Genomic DNA, 18,413 nt, shown 5'->3' with positions numbered 1-18,413 from the left:
ATCATTAAGTCAGTAGAAAGACTAAGAAATTATTTAATATTTTTCGCCTCGACTGAATTAAGAAAAGAGAAATCCACTCAGACTAGGATTCTCGTCGAGTGGACCAATTTCTTTATATTTTTTTTAGCGCTTCGTTAATTGGTGTATCGCCATCTCCCATTAAAATTACTTTCTTAATGGTATTTTCTTGTTCGAGCAGCTCTGCTAAAACAGCAGCAACGTTTTCGATGGAATTCTCTGATTTCTCTGTGATGTTTGTAGTTATTTTTCCACTTCCGGGGGTTTCTTTCAAACTTCCTGGTTGTAAAATCGTATACTCTAAATTGGTTTTATCGATCAGCCAATTGTCTGAGAAGAATTTTGAAATGTTGTAATCAGTTAACGTGCCACTCCATTTGTCTGGTTGCAAAGCAAATAGCGAACTTAAATGAATGTACCGTTTAATTCCCTTTTTCTCAACGGCCTGCATCAGTTTTACAGCGCCGTACAAATCTGTTTGTAATAAGTCTTTTCCTCGTGAACCAGCTACGAAATAAACTGCTTCAGCCTCAGCTAGTGTATCTGCGATTTCATCAATCGTACCATGCAGATCTAAATGAACCGGTGTAACAGCTTCATCGGCTTTGATCGCGTCATCACGACGCGCGCCTGCATAAACGGTATGCCCTTTTTCAACTAAATTTTTAATCAGTTCTTCGCCTACTCTTCCGGTAGCTCCGGCAACAAATATTTTCATATACATGATCCCCTTCCTCACTAGTTATGCTAACGTATTTTTTTATCTGGTACAAATAATAGCACTTGAAATTGGATGAGATAAAAAACAACCAATTGGCTGTTTCTTTTTCACTATACAACTTTATAATGAGGTCATTGACTGAATAATAAAGATAATTTGTATCTATACGTCTTAACTGGGGAGCTTTTTTATGACAAGGACAATATTGACTATTGCAGGATCGGATACTTTAGCCGGTGGCGGTCTGCAATCAGATTTAAAGACATTTGAGGACTATCATTTATTTGGTTTGACTGCGATTACCTGTATTGCAATCGTTAAAAATGAACAGTTTGAAATCACTAATTTGCCTACTGAACTTTTAAACGATCAATTGAATACAATAAAAGATAACCTTTCATTGGATGGGATAAAGCTTGGGCTAATTCATCAATTAGAATCGCTGGGAATTGTCAAAAGCTTTTTGCGATCATTTGATGGTCCGATCGTTTTAGACCCTGTGATGGCATTTAAAGAAACTGATCGTATATATAATGATAGCTATCGAGAAAAATTGATTGAGCTATTTCCTTTTGTTACGGTTATTACGCCGAATTTAAAAGAAGCAGAGCTTTTAAGCCAGCAGAAAATCTCTAATCCGGCGGAAATGGAACAAGCTGCAAAAAAAATTATTGCTCTTGGTGCACATGCTGTTGTAATTAAGGGTGGGCAACGCCTTTCTGGTGATATGGCTTCTGATCTCTTTTATGATGGCGAGGATTTTCAGCACTTTTCTAAACCTAAATTATCAAATGTAACGATTAATGGCGCGGGCTGTACTTTTGCTTCGGCTATTACATCGAATCTAGTTTTAGGCAAGGATTTAGTTAGCGCGATTAAGGATAGCAAGGAATATGTTTATCAAGGAATCAAAAATGGGCTTCTTTTAAAAAATGGAGAAGGAAATGTTTGGTTCGGTGATAGCGTAAAATCGGAGGTTACGGTATGAAAACAAAAGAAATGACCAAATTGGCAATGATGGTGGCTCTTACCGTCACCCTATCGATTCTTTTCATCATTCCAATTCCTGCAACCAAAGGATTCGTGACACTGTGTGAAGTGGGAATCTATGCCTCGGCCATGCTTTTTGGTCCAACCGGTGGTCTTTTAGTCGGCGCTTTAAGCGGAGGTTTGATTGATTTGATTTCTGGTTATCCAGAATGGGCAATTTTTTCAATTATTATCCATGGTTTCCAAGGATTCATTCTAGGTTATCTGTATAATAGATTTCCTAATCGAAAAGGATTATTTTTTGGATTCACGTTTGCAAGTTTGTTCATGATTATCGGCTATGCAATAGCTACGGCGTTGTTATTTGGTTGGCCAGCTGGTTTGGCCTCGCTGCCAGGTAATCTTGTGCAAAATATTTTTGGTATCGCGGTGACCATTCCTCTTTATCACGCGTTGCAAAGAGTATTGCGTCACCCTCAATATAAATAGTTAATAGAAGGAAGTCATTCAAATGGAAAAAGAAAAATTACAACAAGATTTATCAACGATTGTCAACGATGTTTTAGCAGAAGCCAACCTTAAAGCTGGTGATGTTTTTGTTTTAGGTTGTACGACTAGTGAGATTGTTGGTGGGACGATTGGAAAAAATTCAAGTCAAGAAGTTGGTCAATGGGTGATCGAAACATTGAAATCAATTCTTGATCCTAAAAAGATCTATTTGGGCGTTCAAGGCTGTGAACACATTAATCGTGCTGTTGTTGTCGAGCGAGAGATTGCCGAAAAAAAGGATTGGGAGATCGTATCCGTTAAACCAGCGCTACATGCAGGAGGCTCTTGCTCTGTAGCAGCCTTTGAACAATTTAGTGATCCAGTGGAAGTTGAACATATTGTTGCTCAAGCAGGAATTGATATTGGCGATACTTCGATTGGGATGCATGTCAAACACGTTCAGGTTCCTGTCCGTCCTTCTATCAAGGAATTAGGCAGCGCTCATGTAACAGCTTTACGCAGTCGTCCAAAATACATTGGTGGACCACGCGCGACTTACTAAATTGATTTGAACGAACTTCTTTTTGAGCAATAGTAAAAAAAGTTAAAGTCGAACACAGAAACACTTCCATTAATAAGTGTCTTTGTGTTCGACTTTTTTAACTTTAAATAAAACGAGCAATTAATTGAAGTAATTGTTGTGGTAAGGTAGAAATATCTGAAATATCAACAAAATTATTTTCACCATATAAATCCCGCAGCTGTTCCTTATCCTCACCAATAGCACAGGCAATAAAGAGAATGCCCTTTCGCTCATAGTCAGCTAACACGTTTTGGATATCTTGCCGGGCTTTTTCTCCAGTATAATCTGGTAATGCTTTCGGTTGTCCGTCACTGATGGATAATAAAACTTTTGTATCCGCTGCTTGATGACTCAATTTTTCTGCTAATAATCGCAGTGGGACGCCGTCACGATTGTTTTGGCGCGGCTTCATTGTAGATAATTTTGCGGCCATAAAATCATAACTGTCGTCGAATTCCTTATAGGAGTAGATCGACGTTTTTTCTCGCTGGCTAAGATCAGCAGAATCGCCATAAAGCATCAAAGGAATATTGGTCTTCTCGGCAAATAAACTGAGTGCAACAGCGGCTAATTTAGCATTTTGAATTCGGTCATCTCGCAGCATTGAACCTGATTCATCCACTCGTACTGCTAAAGCTAATGAGGGGTTCTCGCTTGGTGGATTCTTCTTATCAAAATTCCGCAGATCACCATAGGCCACATGACTTGGATTAAAACGAGCACCATAGTATTTGCCGCTAGCAAAATCAGTACTTACTTCTTTGTTCAGGAGGTCATTGATCACGCGACTTAAGCTTTCAACTTCTGGCAACACCTGCTGCGTTAATTCTTGACCGTTTTTGATGGCAGCCTCATTAATTGTTGGTCGATGAAGAATCGTTCCTTCTTTTGCATGAATTGTTTCCTTTAAGCTCTCACGGATCTCGCGATTCAGTTCTTTTCGTTTCGCTTTATCGATTTCGACCATTTCGTCTAATGACATGGCAGATCCAATTTTTTCCTCTTCATTGATTGAAGCAGAAGTACTCTCGGCTTCGACATCATTTCTGGTGGCTTCATCAGGAATTTCTATAGAATCCGGTTGTTTTTCCTTTTCCGAAGCAACTTCTTCTTGCTTTGCTTCCTCTTCGTTTTTTACAGAGTTTTCAGTCTGTATCGCTTCATTTTTTAAGGTTGCTTCTTCCGCCTCTTCTACGATATTTCGTTGGTCGGCTTCCGCTTGGCTGATTTTTCTGCCTTGCTTTAATTTTTGCTGATTTTTTACTTGTTGTAGTTCTGTTAGTAATCTACTTTGTTCTAAAGCCTCTTGCAATATCTTTAATTCAATCTCATCTGTAGTCAACTTATACAGGACTTTAGGAAAAATACTCTCCAAAGGATCTTGTCCCTGCTTCAAGCTATTGACCCAAAAGAAATAGGAACGCATACCGGCAACCCCTTTGATTGCATTGGCTTTAGCTGTTTCATCTAATAATCGAATGATTTTAGCCATAATTTCCAAGTAATCATAGTCGGTAAAATTCGTTTTAGCCATTGCCCGGTCAATCATTACTTCAATAGTAGGCAGGTCCATTTTTTCTGCATGCTGCACCCGATCCCGCAAGGATTCGTTTAGCGGGCGGTTTCCCTGATAATTGCGATTGGTAGTGATGATAACGACACAATCGGGGTGTCGGCGAATGATCCCAGTTGGTATGTTCAACAATCCGTTTGGCTCCAAAGCTGAGTTCAATGCAACCAAAACGGAAGCGTCACGAATAACTGTCGGCTCTTGGATTTCTAGCAAATAGCCCTTTTGCATTGCCCGAACGATTTCTGAGGGATAAAATTTATACTCAACACTTGTAGTATTATCCGCTTGATCAATTCGTTCGATTAGTTTACTTAAGCGTTCCTTTGCTTGGTTCGCATCAATTTGAAAGTGAGTTGCAATTACTGATAAAACTTCTTGTAAAGAATCCGTTTGATATATAGCTTCAAGTAATTCCTGATCCTCATCGCTATCTGTTGAAACAACTGGCAATAGGGCACCGAAGACATCCGTTTTGTCCATATCAGCAAAACAAGTGACTTTGGTATACGGAAGCCGCAAATCATCTGATAGAGCTCGTGCCAACTGTGTTTTGCCAGATCCGGCGTCTCCTTCTAGCAGCACATTCATGATCTTCATTTCAGGATCGAGCCAATTATTTTTAATTTCTGATGCAATCCTTACTTCTTCCTGACTCGTTTTGTGACTAGTTGGTTTGCGCCAAATCATCTGTTCTTCTACTTTGGTAAACTTGCGTCCATTTGTAACGACAAAAGAATGATCCATCCTTTCTCACCTCTTCCTTTGTTTTAGTAGCCTAGTTCATCCAAAAGACGTTTCAAGGTGCGATAACGCTGTGCAATCAAATCACCATCTTTATTCATTGTATCGTTAAATAAAATGATATCCTCGTCAATTTTTGGATTTTCTGTGTCAACTTGAACTTCCATCCGTCCACCTTGTAGGCCGATAATTTCTACTTTTGGATTTTCAGGATCATAAAATTTCTCATAGCGATAAGCATCCTGCAAATAGATACTTGATTGCGCTACTAGGATCGCCAAGTCTAAAATTCGTGTAATGGGCAATTCTTCCGATTGACGAGACCACTTTTCACCGGTATGGCGCCAAACTTTTCCAGAAATATCTACGCGACCGCGATCATTCCATTGCGCTAAACCCAGCGTTAATCCTTTGGCGTCACTATCCCAGGCATGATGTCCGTCGATTTTATCATAATCTTCAACCAGAAAAACTGGTTTATGTTTTAAGTTTGTAGGGATCTTCATTGAACTTCCTCCTAGTCGATTTAAGTAATTAAATAAATGTCTAATAACCTCGCTAGTAATTTAGTAAATTACTAAACTACTAATGAAAAAAGAATACGAAATAAAACGAGTTTTTGCAACTAACTCCTATTAAAGGATTCATTTTTTAAAACCCGAAAAAATGAGTTTTATTGTCGTTGCGTATACCATCAAACTAAACAACGTTATTGAGACTTTGTGGAAATTGTTGTTTTCCATTTACGCTGAATAAACCGCGAAAAGTACTACAAAAAAACCGAATGCCATACACCTTCGCAATGGAAAGATATAGGACGGTTCGGTTTTCTTTTTGTTAAATTTTTTTCTAAACTCGTTATATTCAATGAGCGGACAATTATTTCGCAACACCAAGAGCGATAGCTTTATCACCTAAATGAGTACCGATTACTGGTCCAAATGTTCCGATTTCAATTGTCGCATCTGGATATTTTTTGCTTAGCTTTTCATATTCTTGTTGAGCCAACTCCGGATTGTTTCCATGGATTACGAAGATTCGTAAATCATGACCATTTTCCTGACGACGTTCTTCGATGATTTCTTCCGTACGTTGTAAGGCTTTTTTTAATGAACGAATTTTTTCTGCTAAAACAATCTTGCCATCTTCAAAGGTAAGGATTGGTTTGATTTTTAATAACCCACCAATAATCGCTGCGCCGTTCGTCAAGCGTCCCCCGCGAACCAAGTTGTCTAGATCGTCTACGATGATGTATGCATTAGTAGTGTCACGAATCTCATCAATCGCTGCCAAGACTTCATCCAGTGATTTTCCTTCATCGCCTAACTCCAGTGCTTTTTCTACCATATAGCCCATAGGAACACTGGTGATTTTTGAATCATATGGAATAACCTGCAGTCCATCGATATCTTCTTTGATTGCTGTCAATGTGCGGACAAAACCAGAGATTCCTTCAGACAAATGAATACTGATAACAGTATCGTAGCCCTGCTCCTTGATTGAGCGATATAATTCGAAGACCTCGCCAAGTACTGGTTGCGAGGTTTTCGGGAAATCCTTGCTGGTTTTTAATTTCTGATAAAATTCTTCATATCCAATATCTACCCCTTCTTCAAAAGGCTGATCATCTATGATGACCGGAATCGGAATAATAAATAAATCTTTATGATTGCGTATGCGTTCATTCAGATAGGCGGTACTATCTGTCACGATCGCTAATTTCATAATTGTTTTCCTCGTTTCAATCAAAATTTACAATAATTATAATATAGCACACTCATAGATTCATGGGAATCAAAAATCTAGTTACTTCCCTAAAAAGTCTTGAACCGCTTGAGCGTTTTGAGCAGTATCGACAGCTAACGCGCTGCCGGCATTCGCTGTATCAATATAAGACCATGAACCATCAACAGGTAAAGTCAAGCGTTCGATTCCACCAACGGCTTTAGCAAAGTTGAATAGATTTCCTAATACAAACGTATTTGGCATGTCTGTCGATAAGTATCCCCAAATCTTTCCAGCCGCGTAAGGACCGCGTAATAGGACTAGTGGATTCTTCAATTGACCGAAGACAGACTGCATCACTTGCTGTTGCCTTCGAACACGCCCGAAGTCTCCTTCTTCATCCATCCGGAAACGAGCATAGTTCAACAAAGTGTGTCCATTCATTCGTTGTGGACCTTTCGTGATGGGTTCGTCAATATACGCACTCATATCCTTTTCAGCATCAATTTGCACGCCACTTGGGAAAAGGGCATCTACCCCTTTTTCAAATGTTTGGAAATCGACCATCGCATAATAGCGGCAATCAATTCCAAAATTTTCTTTCAAGGTCTGTCGCACTAAATCTGCGCCGCCATAAGCGTAAGCTGCGTTCAATTTATTTTCACCAACACCTGGGATATTAACATACATGTCCCGCATGAAGGAAACGAGTTTAGGTTTGCCGCGACCATCAACCTGCAGTACCATCATAGAATCAGAACGTCCGCTGATATTGTCCCGAGTATCACTACCTAAAAGCAGGATATTTTTTGTGCCGTTTTCTGATGCTGCGCCATTAAATTCTTGAGTCTCCATTTTTGGCATGGAAGAATCAGTCTTGGCAGCAATATTACCAACGCCAAAAGCGACAACAGAATAGCCTAAAAGTGCGACTAAAATCATCACTAAAATTCTTTTCCAGCTGCGCTTTTTCTTAGGTTTCTGTTCATAGGGGTTTTTAGGTTTTCGTTTAAACGGATTCTTGATCGTTGGAAGCTTAATATTCGGCCGTTTCTTTTTAGACTCTTGATAATGATCCTCATAATAGAATTCTTCTTCTGGTTCATGATGAGGCTCTTGTACATTTTTAAAATTGATGTCGTCAGACTGTGTTTTTTCTGTTTGGTTCTCTTTCTTCATCTCACGACGAAAGCCAAAAGGTTTTTTCTCTTCCTTTTGACTCTCCTCATGAATTTTTTTATATTTATCCATTCGGCTCATAGTGCACCTCTTCATCTTCATTGCTATTAGTATAAAAATAGCAAATCATCTAGAGTTTGTCTTATTTTTCACCAAAAAAATTAGAAAACCTTAACTACTAAGATTTTCTAAGATTCGGAAAATATGTTGGATAATTACCAATTAAAGTTACTGTAAAATGTTTCTCTTCAAATTGGCGTAAAACCCTCTGCAGCTTTTCTGCTTCAGGTGTTTCGAGATCAATAATAAAAAAGTATTCGCCTAATTTTGTTTTTTGAGTTCGAGATTCGATCTTTGTCAAATTAAGCTTCTCAGTTGCGAATATCGCTAAACATTGGTAAAGTGCCCCAGGATGATCTGCAGCTAGATCAAATAAGACCGTCGCTTTGTTGATTCCTTTTTCTAAACTGCTATTTAATGGTTGACTGCCCATTACCCAAAAACGCGTTTCATTTTCGCTGATGGATTGAATGTTTTCCTGTACGATCGTTAATCCAAATTGTTCTGCGGCTGCTCTTGAACCAATTGCTGCGTAGCGTTTTTCTGGATTATCCGCGACTTTTTGAGCACCCTGTGCAGTTGATCCCATCTGTTCAATAGTAACCGTCGGGAAATGATTCATCAGAAATACTTGGGACTGTGCCAAAGCCTGCTGGTGACTGCAAATTAATTCTGTATCCTGCCAAGAATTTGCATGGACTGGATGAACCATCAACTGCTGCTGGATCGGCAAAACAATTTCTGCCTGAATCGTTGGTAATGTTTGAAAGATCAAATCCAGCGTTGGCAAGACTGATCCTTCGATCGTATTCTCGATTGGAACCACACAATAGTCTAAAGTTCCTTTTCTTTGCTCTTCAAGTAAGGCAGTCAAAGAATCATAAGGAGATAAAACCGTTTCCTCGAAAAAATTTGCCGCCGCACTATAAGTAAATGACCCTCTAGGTCCTAAATAGCCAACTTTCATTAGGAGATAACCTCGACTTGTTGAAGGATTTCGTTAACGATTTCTGCAGGTGTTTTCTCTGAAGTGTCTACGGTAATTTTTGCCAATTTTTCGTAGAGCTTTTCTCTTGAAAAGAACAGTCGTTTTAAATCGCCATCATCATTTTTTATGGCCAAGGGACGGATGTTTACCTTGTCTTCGCGAATTCTTTTTATAAGAACATTCGCGTCAGCCTTTAAATAGACGACTAATTTATCGGCCAAGACATTTTGATTTTCTTTTTGTAAAATGACGCCGCCGCCAGTTGCGATGACCGTCTCTTCATTTAGCGCTTCTTTTAAAAGATTGGTTTCGTGTTCACGAAATGACGCTTCCCCATGTTCTTCAAAGTATTCGCTGATTGGTTGTCCGATCCGTTCAACTAAGATATCATCCATGTCTACCGAACGAGCGTTTAATGCTGTACTAAGTTCTTTACTGACAGTCGTTTTTCCGGCTCCCATAAAACCGATCAAGACAATTGATTTCATAAAACATTCTCCTTTTTCATTTTACTGTGAAAAGTTGGACTGAACTTTTTTGATGATGCTTCGATTCAGTTATAAACCTTACCACCAACATTTCCTCTGCTAATCTTCGATCAATGACTGTAAATCTGTGAAAAAGTTTGGATAAGAAATGTTAATCGCTTCTGGATTATTTAATTCAACGGTATCATCTGTCAATAACGCGGCAATTTGCAGCATCATTCCGATTCGATGATCGCCATGGCTATCGACATTTCCGCCATGTAAAGGTGTTGGTCCGTGAATAATCAATCCATCGTCAGTTGTTTCAATCTTGGCACCCAATTTATTCAGCTCCTGAGCGGTAGCATCAATTCGGTTCGTTTCCTTGACCTTTAGTTCTTGAGCATCACGGATAACAGTTGTCCCTTCTGCTTGAGTTGCTGCTAGGGCAATGATTGGCAATTCATCGATCAAACGTGGAATGATTTCTCCACTGATTTCTGTCGCCCTTAATGGTGCTGTCTTGATTAATAAATCTGCGGCCTGATTCTGCTTATCTAGAGCGACTTGTTGGATATTCGCGCCCATCTCTTCTAAGACATCCAAAATACCAGTTCGGGTCGGGTTGATTCCCACATGATTTAATTGCAGATTGCTATCTGATAATAAGCTTGCTGCCACAAGATAGAAGGCAGCTGAGGAAATGTCTCCTGGAACGGTTACTTCTTGACCGATTAAATGTTGACCACCGGCTACAGTAATGGTTTTATCAGCTACTGAAATAGTGCCGCCGAATTGCTTGATCATTTCTTCTGTATGATTGCGTGATTTTTCTTTTTCAATAATAGTGGTAGTACCTTTTGCTTGTAGTGCGGCAAAGAGAATCGATGATTTTACCTGTGCACTTGCAATTGGCATTTCATAGGTGATGGCTGATAATTCACTGCCTTGTACTTCAATTGGTGGAAATTCGCTGCCATCTTTCCCTTGCAGGTTACCACCCATCTCTCGTAATGGCCCCATAACCCGTTCCATTGGCCGCCGATTCAATGACGCATCCCCTGCAATTTTTGAAGCGAATGGTTGTCCTGCTAAAATTCCTAAAACCAAACGCATCGTTGTGCCGGAATTTCCTGCATCTAAGATTTCTTTAGGCTCTTGCAACTGTTCGAACCCTTTTCCTTCGATGGAAATATCTTTTCCGTCATCATGAATCGTTACACCTAATGCTTTAAAAACTGCAATAGTACTCATACAGTCCTCTGCTCTTAAAAAATTATGAACGATTGTTTTTCCATGACTGATTGCCCCAAACATAATACTGCGATGAGAAATCGATTTATCTGCTGGAATAGTCAATGCTCCATTCAGTCCTGTTTTTGTTTCTAATAATTTCATTTGTTAGCTCCTTCTGCGACACCGAAAATCTGCTTCTTCAATTAACAACTGCCCTTTTTCCAAGTCTGCTTGATTTTTAAAAGAAAGCTCTAAAACACCGAAAATATCTTCTCGCGTTTCTTGGATTTTCAAATTGATAATAGAGATATTGGCTTCACTTATGATAGTCATTACTTTAGCAATTGCTCCGGCGATATCTGGAATGTCGATGTAAAGATCGTAAAATGCCGGGATGACCCCATGGTCTTTGGTTGGTAAATGATCGCGAGAATGCTTTGCCTGACTAAAGAAGTCGTAGATGGCTGGCTGATCTTCCTGAACTAAGCTCTCACGAATTTTGGTCATTTCATCCTGCCAGTCGGTAATTAAATCTAGTAAAATTTCACGATTGGTTAATAAAATATCTGTCCACATTTGCGGATCGGATGAAGCAATTCGCGTAATGTCTCGAAAACCTCCAGCTGCGAGCTGTGTTGCTCGTGGATGCTCTTCTGTTAGTTGATCACTCATTTTTACCAAACCTGATGCCACGATGTGTGGTAAATGACTCAAAACACCTACGATCTCATCGTGAGAATCAGGTTCGATCACAACAAATTTTGCTCGCGTTGGTTCTAGTAATTCCATTAAGGGGTCGACATCTGCTCCTTCAGGTGGTGTCAAAATGTAGTAAGCTTCTTCAAAAAGATTCGGATTCCCTGCCTTGACCCCTGATTTATGTGAGCCTGCCATTGGATGCCCGCCGATGAAAGTAAAGGGCAGCGTCTGCGCCAATTTAATGACTTCATTTTTGGTGCTGCCGGTATCAGTAACGATCACTGACTCTTTAAGCGGCAAACGTGCCAACTCATGTAAATAGTGCAGTGTAGATAGAACGGGTACGGCTAAAATGATGACATCCATCTCAGGTGCTCTTTCAATAGAAGCAATGTGATCAACCAGTTCAACTTCACGAGCGATTTCACGAGTTTCAGGCGAATAATCCCAGCCGAACAACTCGATCGTTGGATTTTTAATTGCTCTACAAAGTGAAGCGCCGATTAAACCAAGTCCTAAGACGAACACTTTCTTTCTCATAGACGTACCCTCTCTCTTAAAAGTTTTTGATTGCTTCGCGGTATTCTGCCACTGCTTGTTGCAGCTCATCAATGGTATCTGACGAGAATTTTTCTAAAATTTCTTCTGCAAGAACAGTTGCCACCACATGCTCTGCTACGACAGATGCCGCGGGAACAGCTGTGCTGTCGGAACGCTCAACGCTTGCTTTATACGGCTCTTTGGTGTCAATATCGACACTCATCAATGGTTTGTATAGTGTCGGAATCGGCTTCATGACGCCGCGAACAATGATTTGTTTACCATTGGTCATTCCACCTTCAAAACCGCCAAGATGATTGCTTGTTCGGCTGTAGCCGTTATCCCAAACGATCTCATCCATAACTTTTGAGCCTGGTTGGTGAGCTGCTTCAAATCCAATGCCGAACTCAACGCCTTTAAAGGCATTAATACTTAACATGATTTGCGCGATCTTTCCATCAAGCTTGCGATCCCATTGGACATAGCTGCCAAGACCTGCGGGAACATTGTCGGTCCTTACTTCGACGACTCCGCCGATGGTATCTCCGGCTTTTTTGGTTTGATCGATTAATTCTTTGACCGCTTCTTCAACCGTTTCGTCTACCATGTTTACTTCAGAAGCAGCTGTTTTGGATTGAATTTCCGATACACTCATTTTTTCTGGTACGGTAGCTTCTATGCCGCCTAGTATAGCCACATGGCTGGCGATCTCGATATCTACAGCAGCTAAGATTTGTTTCGCCAGTGCACCGACAGCTACCCGCATGGTTGTTTCACGAGCAGATGATCGTTCCAAAACATTTCGCAAATCGCTGTGATGATATTTCATTCCCCCAACGAGATCGGCGTGTCCTGGTCGTGGTTTTGCTACTCGACGTAATTTTTCCGCTTTTTCTTCGACTGGTTCAACGGACATGACTTTCTGCCAGTTTTTCCAGTCGCGGTTTTCTACGATCATTGTAATTGGTGATCCTAAGGTCTTGCCATGGCGCACACCAGAGGTGATACGAACTTGATCCTTTTCGATCTTCATTCGGCCACCACGTCCATACCCGCCTTGTCTGCGAGCCAATTCTTGATTGATTGCTTCAACGGAAAGTGTTAGTCCTGCTGGAACACCTTCAATAATTGTAGTTAATTCTGGTCCATGAGATTCTCCAGCTGTTAAGTAACGCATAAATGACTACTTCCCTTCTATTAAAAAGTCTTTGATTTCAGTTAATTTGATTTTTTGAATGCGGGCCTGACCGATTTCATCTAGCAGGATGATATTTAAACTGTTGCCCCGCGCTTTCTTATCATGGGTGATCGCAGAATAGAATTTCTCCGCTTCCCACGGCTGATAAGCATTCGGCAACCCGTATTTTTGATTCATCGCCTTGATTTCATCTGTGATACCCTTTGGCGAAAGTCCTTTTTCCTCTGCTGTTTGAGAAATTTGTACCATACCGATCGCGACAGCTTCACCGTGGCTAATTTTTCCATAGCCGGCAGTGTTTTCAATCGCATGACCGATAGTATGTCCAAAGTTCAGCAGTAGCCGGGAACCATTGTCAAATTCGTCCTCTTCCACGACGGTTTTCTTCACGTTTAACGCCTTTGAAATGATTGCTTCACTATGCTCCAGCAGATCTTGGAGTCCTGTTAGTTTCTCAAGATCCTGCCATAGTGAAGCATCACTGATCGCGCCGCATTTGATGATTTCCGCGATACCTTCACGTACGCGTAATTCCGGTAAAGAGTTCAAGGTCTCCGGATCAATCATGACCCCATCTGGCTGTGCGAAGGTTCCGATCATATTCTTGGCTTTACTCGAATTGACCGCTGTCTTCCCGCCAATACTGGAATCGACTTGCGCCAGTAAAGACGTGGGAATCTGCACAAACGCGATGCCTCGCATATAAGTTGAGGCAACAAAGCTTGCCAAGTCGCCAACGACACCGCCACCCAGAGCGATGATAGCATCGCTGCGGGTGAATTGTTGATCGGCTAGAAATTCATAGAGATTATTAGCCATGGTTAGAGATTTGCTGCTTTCACCAGCTGGTACGGCATAATGACAAACCTCATAGTTTGTTAACTGCTGACAGATTTTTTCACCGTAGATCGGATAAACATTCTCATCGCTGATGATGGCGATTTTTTTATTTTTCCAAAGTGAAGCGATCCATTCGCCGACGGAATCTAAGGCATGGCGTCGTACGATAATTTCGTAAGTTTTTTCTGGTAGAACAATTTCCATGAACGTTTCCCCCTGATTAGATAAGTGACGTTTCTTTGTTTAAGTCTTTGATTTTTTTCATTGCATCAACCATAACTTCAACTTCACTCATCATTTGCAGGTAATTTTTCTCATTCAATGATTGTTCTCCATCTGACCAAGCGTGTAATGGGTCTGGATGAATCTCCACGATCATTCCATCAGCTCCAGCTGCTACTCCGGCGCGAGCCATTGGTGCAACTAAGTCCCAAACACCTGTACCATGACTTGGGTCAACGATAATTGGGAAGTGACTCAATTTTTTGATCAATGGAACAGCACTTAGATCAAACGTGTTTCGTGTAGCTGTTTCGTAAGTTCGAATGCCTCGTTCAATAAAGATGATGTTTGAATTGCCTTGAACAGCAATGTATTCAGCGGCATTTAACCATTCTTGGATCGTACCTGAGATCCCACGTTTCAAGCCAATTGGTTTGCCAGTTTTACCAACAGCTTCTAATAGACGGAAGTTTTGCATGTTGCGAGCGCCGATTTGGATAATGTCGGCGTATTGACAAACAACATCGATATGCGCTTCATCCATTACTTCTGTGATCACTTTCAAGCCATGAGCGTCAGCGGCTTTGCGCATGATTTTCAAGCCCTCTTCGCCTAATCCTTGGAAAGCGTATGGAGAAGTCCGTGGTTTGTAAGCTCCGCCTCGTAAAATTTTCGCTCCGCCAGCTTTTGCCATGCGTGCTGTTTCCATGATTTGTTCTTCACCTTCAACGGAACAAGGACCAGCCATCGTTACGAAGCTTCCATCACCGATTTTTACACCATCAACGTCAACGACTGTATCTTGTGGATGGAATTCTCTTGAGGTGATCTTGTAGGTATTTGAAATCGCCACTGCACGTTCAACTACACTGTATGCTTGGAATGGCACATTTTGGATAATCTTCGGATCTCCTAAAAGACCAAGAACTAAACGATCTTTCCCATGATTGATCTGTACGCCCAACCCTTCTTCTTTGATACGAGATAAAATTGGGGATAATTCTGATTCTTGAATTCCTTTTTTAATAATTAAGATCATAATAATAACTTCCTTCACTTTTTATTTTTTAATTTCGTTTTCCAATAACGGTTGGATTTGATCGACCGGCATTTCCTTGCCTGTCCATAATTTAAAGGCGGCAGCTCCTTGGAATAACAGCATTCCTAAGCCGTTAACAGCAGTTGCTCCAGTCGCTTTCGCTGCTTTTAAAAGTTTCGTTTCACCAGGATGATAGATGACATCGAAAACTGGTAAGTCTTTTCTTAACAATGTTTCATCCGGTAATGGCATTTGATCAGTCTTTGGTGCCATTCCGATATTTGTTGCATTAACCAGTAAACTGCTTGATGCTAAGGCATCAGCCAATTGCTGTTGATCTGCTAAATCGTGCAGTTGGATTTGACAGTTGGTTTCCTCTGCAATCATCGCTAGTTTAGGTTCAATTTTTTGATAGAAATCATCCTTGATGTTGAAAACATCAATAGCTGTTACTCCGTCGATCGCCGCTTGCGTGATAATCGCTGTTGCAGCGCCGCCAGCTCCAAGAATCGTCATTCTTTTGCCGATGATCTCGATACCGTTTTGTTTCAAGCTTTCCATACAGCCGATTCCGTCTGTAATATGGCCGATCAACTTTCCATCTTGATTCACGATGGTATTGATTGCTCCAATTAAGCGAGCCGCTTGACTAAGCTCATCTACATATTGGATGGCTTCCATTTTGTGAGGCATCGATAAATTGACTCCCAACATTTCAAGATCACGAATGGCTTGAATGCTTTCCCCAAGTCTTTCTGGCTGAACGTCAAAGCTTAGATAAACTGCATCCACCCCTGTTGCTTGAAATGCTGTTGTTTGCATGATTGGTGAAAAGCTGTGTCTTGCAGGTAGCGCATATAACCCGGCTAATCGTGTCTTTCCTGAAATTTCATTTTCCATCTTTCCTCACTCCTTCATTTTTCTTTTTTGTGTTGCTTGAACAGACTCGCAGCTAGCTCGACTTATGGAAGTTCATTTTTCTAAAACCGAGAAAAATGAGCTTATTCCCGTACGCCTATCATCCAACTAAATTTCTTGTTCGAAAATTGATTTTTGATACTATTAATTTTCTTCAAACTCAAAATTCTGCGAAAAGTTGGACTGACAAAAAAGGCCCACTGTAGAAAATCTACAATGAGCCTAGTCTCCCAAAAAATACCAAAAGAAAAGCCACTATAGATTTTCATCTATGTGGCGTTAAGTCAAACTTAAAATCCTTAGCCATCATAGATACAAACTTGTTGTCGTTTGCATCCATGAATCATGAACACAAACCTATCTAAAATAGCTAAAGTAATAATTATTCAGTTGTGTGTGCGTACTCTTATTCTTATTCATAAAAATCGCTCCAAACTGATTTAAGATTGAACTTAGTATAGATTTGTTTTTCTCATAAGTCAACCCATTATTCTAATTTTCTGTAAAAAAATTTTTTTTTACATTACTTCAGCTACTGTGTCACTCTCTTCAAACAGCAGGAATAGATCCGCCAATGTCATGCGTTTCTTCTCTTCCCCGCTGATGTCCTTAATGATCTCCCCTTTTTCCATCACGATCACGCGATCACCGTAATGCAACGCATCCTCCATTTTATGGGTGACCATTAAACAGGTGAGATTTTCTTCCTTGATTCGTTGATCGGTCAAAAGCATTAATTGCTTCGCCGTTTTCGGATCAAGTGCAGCTGTATGTTCATCTAGTAATAGTAAATCTGGTTTTGTGATCGTCGCCATCAGCAGACTTAACGCTTGACGCTGTCCGCCAGAAAGGAAGCCTGTTGGTGTATCGAGATGATTCTCTAGCCCATTTCCGATCAATTGGCAAAGTTCGCGATACATTTCCTTCTTTTGATTAAGCTGACGTTGACGCAAACGGCGTTTTTGTCCACGTTTTTCTGCTAAACCTAAGTTTTCTGCCACGGTCAAACGAGGAGCGGTGCCCATTTTTGGATCTTGGAAGACTCGAGCGATTGAGCTTGCTCGTTGCTCTTCAGACAATTTCGTCAAATCCTTCCCCATCACCGAAACAGTGCCGCTGTCCAATTGCAGGCTGCCGGAAATGCTGTTAAATAGGGTACTCTTTCCTGCACCATTTCCCCCCAAGACTGTAACGAATTCCCCGGGAGCGATCGTTAAGCTGACATTATTTAAAATCTTGCGTTTGTCGTTCATGCCATTACTGATGGTTTTGCTAGCATTCTTTACTTCTACAGCGTTCATCTGACTACTCCTCCTTTTCTAATCCAGTCTTCAGGTTCAAGGCTTCTTTTAAGCGTGGAATCATCAAGCACAATGCCAAAATGATTGAAGAGAAAATCTTCAAATAGGTGGTATCTAACCCAGCTTTAATGATGACTAAAATCAATAATTGATAAATGATACTGCCTAAAACAATCGCAACTAAGCGTTCAATGAAGGTCACTTCTCCGTACAAGACTTCTCCGATGATAATGGAAGCCAAACCGATAACAATGACGCCGACGCCCTTGCCGATATCGGCATAACCGTCATTTTGGGCAATCAACGCACCGGATAAAGCGATCACGCCATTTGATAAGGTTAGACCGATGACCTTCATGCGATCAGTATTGATACCGATCGAACGTGCCATGTTTTCATTATCCCCAGTCGCGATGTAGGCTTGACCAAAATCAGTAAAGAAGAAAAATAATAGCAAACTTACGATAATAATGATCGCGATTAGCCCTAATAGGACGATATCAAAATGATCTGGTAGATTTAAATTCGTAAAGAAATCTTGAATTTTTGGCTGCTTTAGTAAAGAAAGGTTGGGTGTTTGCATAATAAACAGCATCACCGAGTTCAATCCCGACATAACGAGTATTCCAGCAAGAATGACCGGGATCTTTCCTTTTGTATAAAGCATGCCGGTAATAAAACCGGCACACATCCCCGCGACAATTCCTAGTAAGGTCGCAAGAATTGGTGATACGCCATTGGTGATGGCTGTCACACAGACGGCACCTCCTAGTGGAAATGACCCTTCTGTTGTCATATCTGGGAAATTCAAGATGCGATAGGTCATGAAAATGCCTAATCCTAAAATCCCCCATAAAAAACCTTGTCCGATTGCTGAAATAACCAT

18 protein-coding genes are annotated in these 18,413 nt (G+C 40.7%); 3 read left to right on the top strand and 15 right to left on the bottom strand.

Annotated features, from left to right (window positions below):
- Positions 1–112: 112 nt before the first annotated feature.
- Positions 113–736 carry an NAD(P)H-binding protein gene (locus KQI58_RS09725; protein ID WP_216408801.1) on the bottom strand — a complete coding sequence of 208 codons (624 nt, stop codon included), beginning with the start codon at positions 734–736 and terminating at the stop codon, positions 113–115.
- A gap of 193 nt (positions 737–929) precedes the next feature.
- On the opposite strand from KQI58_RS09725, the gene KQI58_RS09720 reads away from it, so the two are divergent.
- The 3 genes from KQI58_RS09720 to KQI58_RS09710 are packed head-to-tail and all read left to right on the top strand — an operon-like array spanning position 930 to position 2,780.
- Positions 930–1,727, top strand: coding sequence for a bifunctional hydroxymethylpyrimidine kinase/phosphomethylpyrimidine kinase (locus KQI58_RS09720; protein WP_216408677.1), 798 nt, complete (start codon positions 930–932; stop codon positions 1,725–1,727).
- A complete protein-coding gene (locus KQI58_RS09715) occupies positions 1,724–2,218 on the top strand; it encodes an ECF transporter S component (RefSeq protein WP_216408675.1) in 495 nt (164 codons plus the stop codon). Before KQI58_RS09720 ends, KQI58_RS09715 begins: the two co-directional genes overlap by 4 nt.
- Positions 2,219–2,240: 22 nt before the next feature.
- Positions 2,241–2,780, top strand: coding sequence for a TIGR01440 family protein (locus tag KQI58_RS09710; RefSeq protein ID WP_253295875.1), 540 nt, complete (start codon positions 2,241–2,243; stop codon positions 2,778–2,780).
- 103 nt (positions 2,781–2,883) lie between these two features.
- Here the strand turns inward: KQI58_RS09710 and KQI58_RS09705 are convergent, their stop codons facing one another.
- From KQI58_RS09705 to KQI58_RS09640, 14 genes are all read right to left on the bottom strand, one after another.
- Positions 2,884–5,118: an AAA family ATPase gene (locus KQI58_RS09705; protein ID WP_216408673.1), complete on the bottom strand. Its 2,235-nt coding sequence runs from the start codon at positions 5,116–5,118 to the stop codon at positions 2,884–2,886.
- A 23-nt stretch (positions 5,119–5,141) separates the two neighbouring features.
- A complete protein-coding gene (locus tag KQI58_RS09700) occupies positions 5,142–5,621 on the bottom strand; it encodes a DUF6530 family protein (protein ID WP_049221548.1) in 480 nt (159 codons plus the stop codon).
- Positions 5,622–5,994: 373 nt separating this feature from the next.
- On the bottom strand, positions 5,995–6,840 hold the full coding sequence (locus tag KQI58_RS09695; protein WP_016180251.1) for a DegV family protein: 846 nt from the start codon (positions 6,838–6,840) through the stop codon (positions 5,995–5,997).
- 81 nt (positions 6,841–6,921) lie between these two features.
- Entirely contained in the window at positions 6,922–8,100 is a 1,179-nt protein-coding gene (locus KQI58_RS09690) for an LCP family protein (protein WP_216408671.1), read from the bottom strand.
- 97 nt (positions 8,101–8,197) lie between these two features.
- Complete coding sequence (gene pheA / locus KQI58_RS09685) at positions 8,198–9,046, bottom strand: prephenate dehydratase (RefSeq protein WP_216408669.1); 849 nt, start codon at positions 9,044–9,046, stop codon at positions 8,198–8,200.
- Positions 9,046–9,555, bottom strand: coding sequence for a shikimate kinase (locus KQI58_RS09680; RefSeq protein ID WP_216408667.1), 510 nt, complete (start codon positions 9,553–9,555; stop codon positions 9,046–9,048). The genes pheA and KQI58_RS09680 overlap by 1 nt, the downstream gene beginning before the upstream one ends.
- Positions 9,556–9,654: 99 nt before the next feature.
- Positions 9,655–10,932 carry a 3-phosphoshikimate 1-carboxyvinyltransferase gene (gene aroA / locus KQI58_RS09675; protein ID WP_216408665.1) on the bottom strand — a complete coding sequence of 426 codons (1,278 nt, stop codon included), beginning with the start codon at positions 10,930–10,932 and terminating at the stop codon, positions 9,655–9,657.
- Between the two features lie 3 nt (positions 10,933–10,935).
- Positions 10,936–12,009 (bottom strand): prephenate dehydrogenase, encoded by a 1,074-nt coding sequence (locus tag KQI58_RS09670; protein WP_216408663.1) that lies wholly within the window; start codon positions 12,007–12,009, stop codon positions 10,936–10,938.
- Between the two features lie 16 nt (positions 12,010–12,025).
- Positions 12,026–13,186: a chorismate synthase gene (aroC, locus tag KQI58_RS09665; protein WP_216408661.1), complete on the bottom strand. Its 1,161-nt coding sequence runs from the start codon at positions 13,184–13,186 to the stop codon at positions 12,026–12,028.
- A 6-nt stretch (positions 13,187–13,192) separates the two neighbouring features.
- The gene (gene aroB / locus KQI58_RS09660) at positions 13,193–14,251 is read right to left on the bottom strand and encodes a 3-dehydroquinate synthase (protein WP_216408659.1); all 1,059 of its coding nucleotides are present in this window, start codon (positions 14,249–14,251) and stop codon (positions 13,193–13,195) included.
- Between the two features lie 16 nt (positions 14,252–14,267).
- Entirely contained in the window at positions 14,268–15,308 is a 1,041-nt protein-coding gene (gene aroF, locus KQI58_RS09655; RefSeq protein ID WP_216408657.1) for a 3-deoxy-7-phosphoheptulonate synthase, read from the bottom strand.
- Positions 15,309–15,329: 21 nt separating this feature from the next.
- Complete coding sequence (aroE, locus tag KQI58_RS09650) at positions 15,330–16,208, bottom strand: shikimate dehydrogenase (RefSeq protein WP_216408655.1); 879 nt, start codon at positions 16,206–16,208, stop codon at positions 15,330–15,332.
- Positions 16,209–16,744: 536 nt separating this feature from the next.
- Complete coding sequence (locus tag KQI58_RS09645) at positions 16,745–17,527, bottom strand: ABC transporter ATP-binding protein (RefSeq protein ID WP_216408654.1); 783 nt, start codon at positions 17,525–17,527, stop codon at positions 16,745–16,747.
- 4 nt (positions 17,528–17,531) lie between these two features.
- A complete protein-coding gene (locus tag KQI58_RS09640; RefSeq protein WP_216408652.1) occupies positions 17,532–18,413 on the bottom strand; it encodes an ABC transporter permease in 882 nt (293 codons plus the stop codon).

The organism is Enterococcus raffinosus (assembly GCF_018917525.1).
Lineage (GTDB): Bacteria > Bacillota > Bacilli > Lactobacillales > Enterococcaceae > Enterococcus_A > Enterococcus_A raffinosus_A.
Note: the sequence above shows the minus strand (reverse complement) of the source record. Positions and strands in the feature narration are given on the sequence as shown.

Bases quoted from the DNA above. Each gene is read 5' to 3' on its own strand.
- KQI58_RS09725 (WP_216408801.1), bottom strand. From the start codon at position 736: ATGAAAATATTTGTTGCCGGAGCTACCGGAAGAGTAGGCGAAGAACTG.
- KQI58_RS09720 (WP_216408677.1), top strand. From the start codon at position 930: ATGACAAGGACAATATTGACTATTGCAGGATCGGATACTTTAGCCGGT.
- KQI58_RS09715 (WP_216408675.1), top strand. From the start codon at position 1,724: ATGAAAACAAAAGAAATGACCAAATTGGCAATGATGGTGGCTCTTACC.
- KQI58_RS09710 (WP_253295875.1), top strand. From the start codon at position 2,241: ATGGAAAAAGAAAAATTACAACAAGATTTATCAACGATTGTCAACGAT.
- KQI58_RS09705 (WP_216408673.1), bottom strand. From the start codon at position 5,118: ATGGATCATTCTTTTGTCGTTACAAATGGACGCAAGTTTACCAAAGTA.
- KQI58_RS09700 (WP_049221548.1), bottom strand. From the start codon at position 5,621: ATGAAGATCCCTACAAACTTAAAACATAAACCAGTTTTTCTGGTTGAA.
- KQI58_RS09695 (WP_016180251.1), bottom strand. From the start codon at position 6,840: ATGAAATTAGCGATCGTGACAGATAGTACCGCCTATCTGAATGAACGC.
- KQI58_RS09690 (WP_216408671.1), bottom strand. From the start codon at position 8,100: ATGAGCCGAATGGATAAATATAAAAAAATTCATGAGGAGAGTCAAAAG.
- pheA (WP_216408669.1), bottom strand. From the start codon at position 9,046: ATGAAAGTTGGCTATTTAGGACCTAGAGGGTCATTTACTTATAGTGCG.
- KQI58_RS09680 (WP_216408667.1), bottom strand. From the start codon at position 9,555: ATGAAATCAATTGTCTTGATCGGTTTTATGGGAGCCGGAAAAACGACT.
- aroA (WP_216408665.1), bottom strand. From the start codon at position 10,932: ATGAAATTATTAGAAACAAAAACAGGACTGAATGGAGCATTGACTATT.
- KQI58_RS09670 (WP_216408663.1), bottom strand. From the start codon at position 12,009: ATGAGAAAGAAAGTGTTCGTCTTAGGACTTGGTTTAATCGGCGCTTCA.
- aroC (WP_216408661.1), bottom strand. From the start codon at position 13,186: ATGCGTTACTTAACAGCTGGAGAATCTCATGGACCAGAATTAACTACA.
- aroB (WP_216408659.1), bottom strand. From the start codon at position 14,251: ATGGAAATTGTTCTACCAGAAAAAACTTACGAAATTATCGTACGACGC.
- aroF (WP_216408657.1), bottom strand. From the start codon at position 15,308: ATGATCTTAATTATTAAAAAAGGAATTCAAGAATCAGAATTATCCCCA.
- aroE (WP_216408655.1), bottom strand. From the start codon at position 16,208: ATGGAAAATGAAATTTCAGGAAAGACACGATTAGCCGGGTTATATGCG.
- KQI58_RS09645 (WP_216408654.1), bottom strand. From the start codon at position 17,527: ATGAACGCTGTAGAAGTAAAGAATGCTAGCAAAACCATCAGTAATGGC.
- KQI58_RS09640 (WP_216408652.1), bottom strand. From the start codon at position 18,413: ATGGTTATTTCAGCAATCGGACAAGGTTTTTTATGGGGGATTTTAGGA.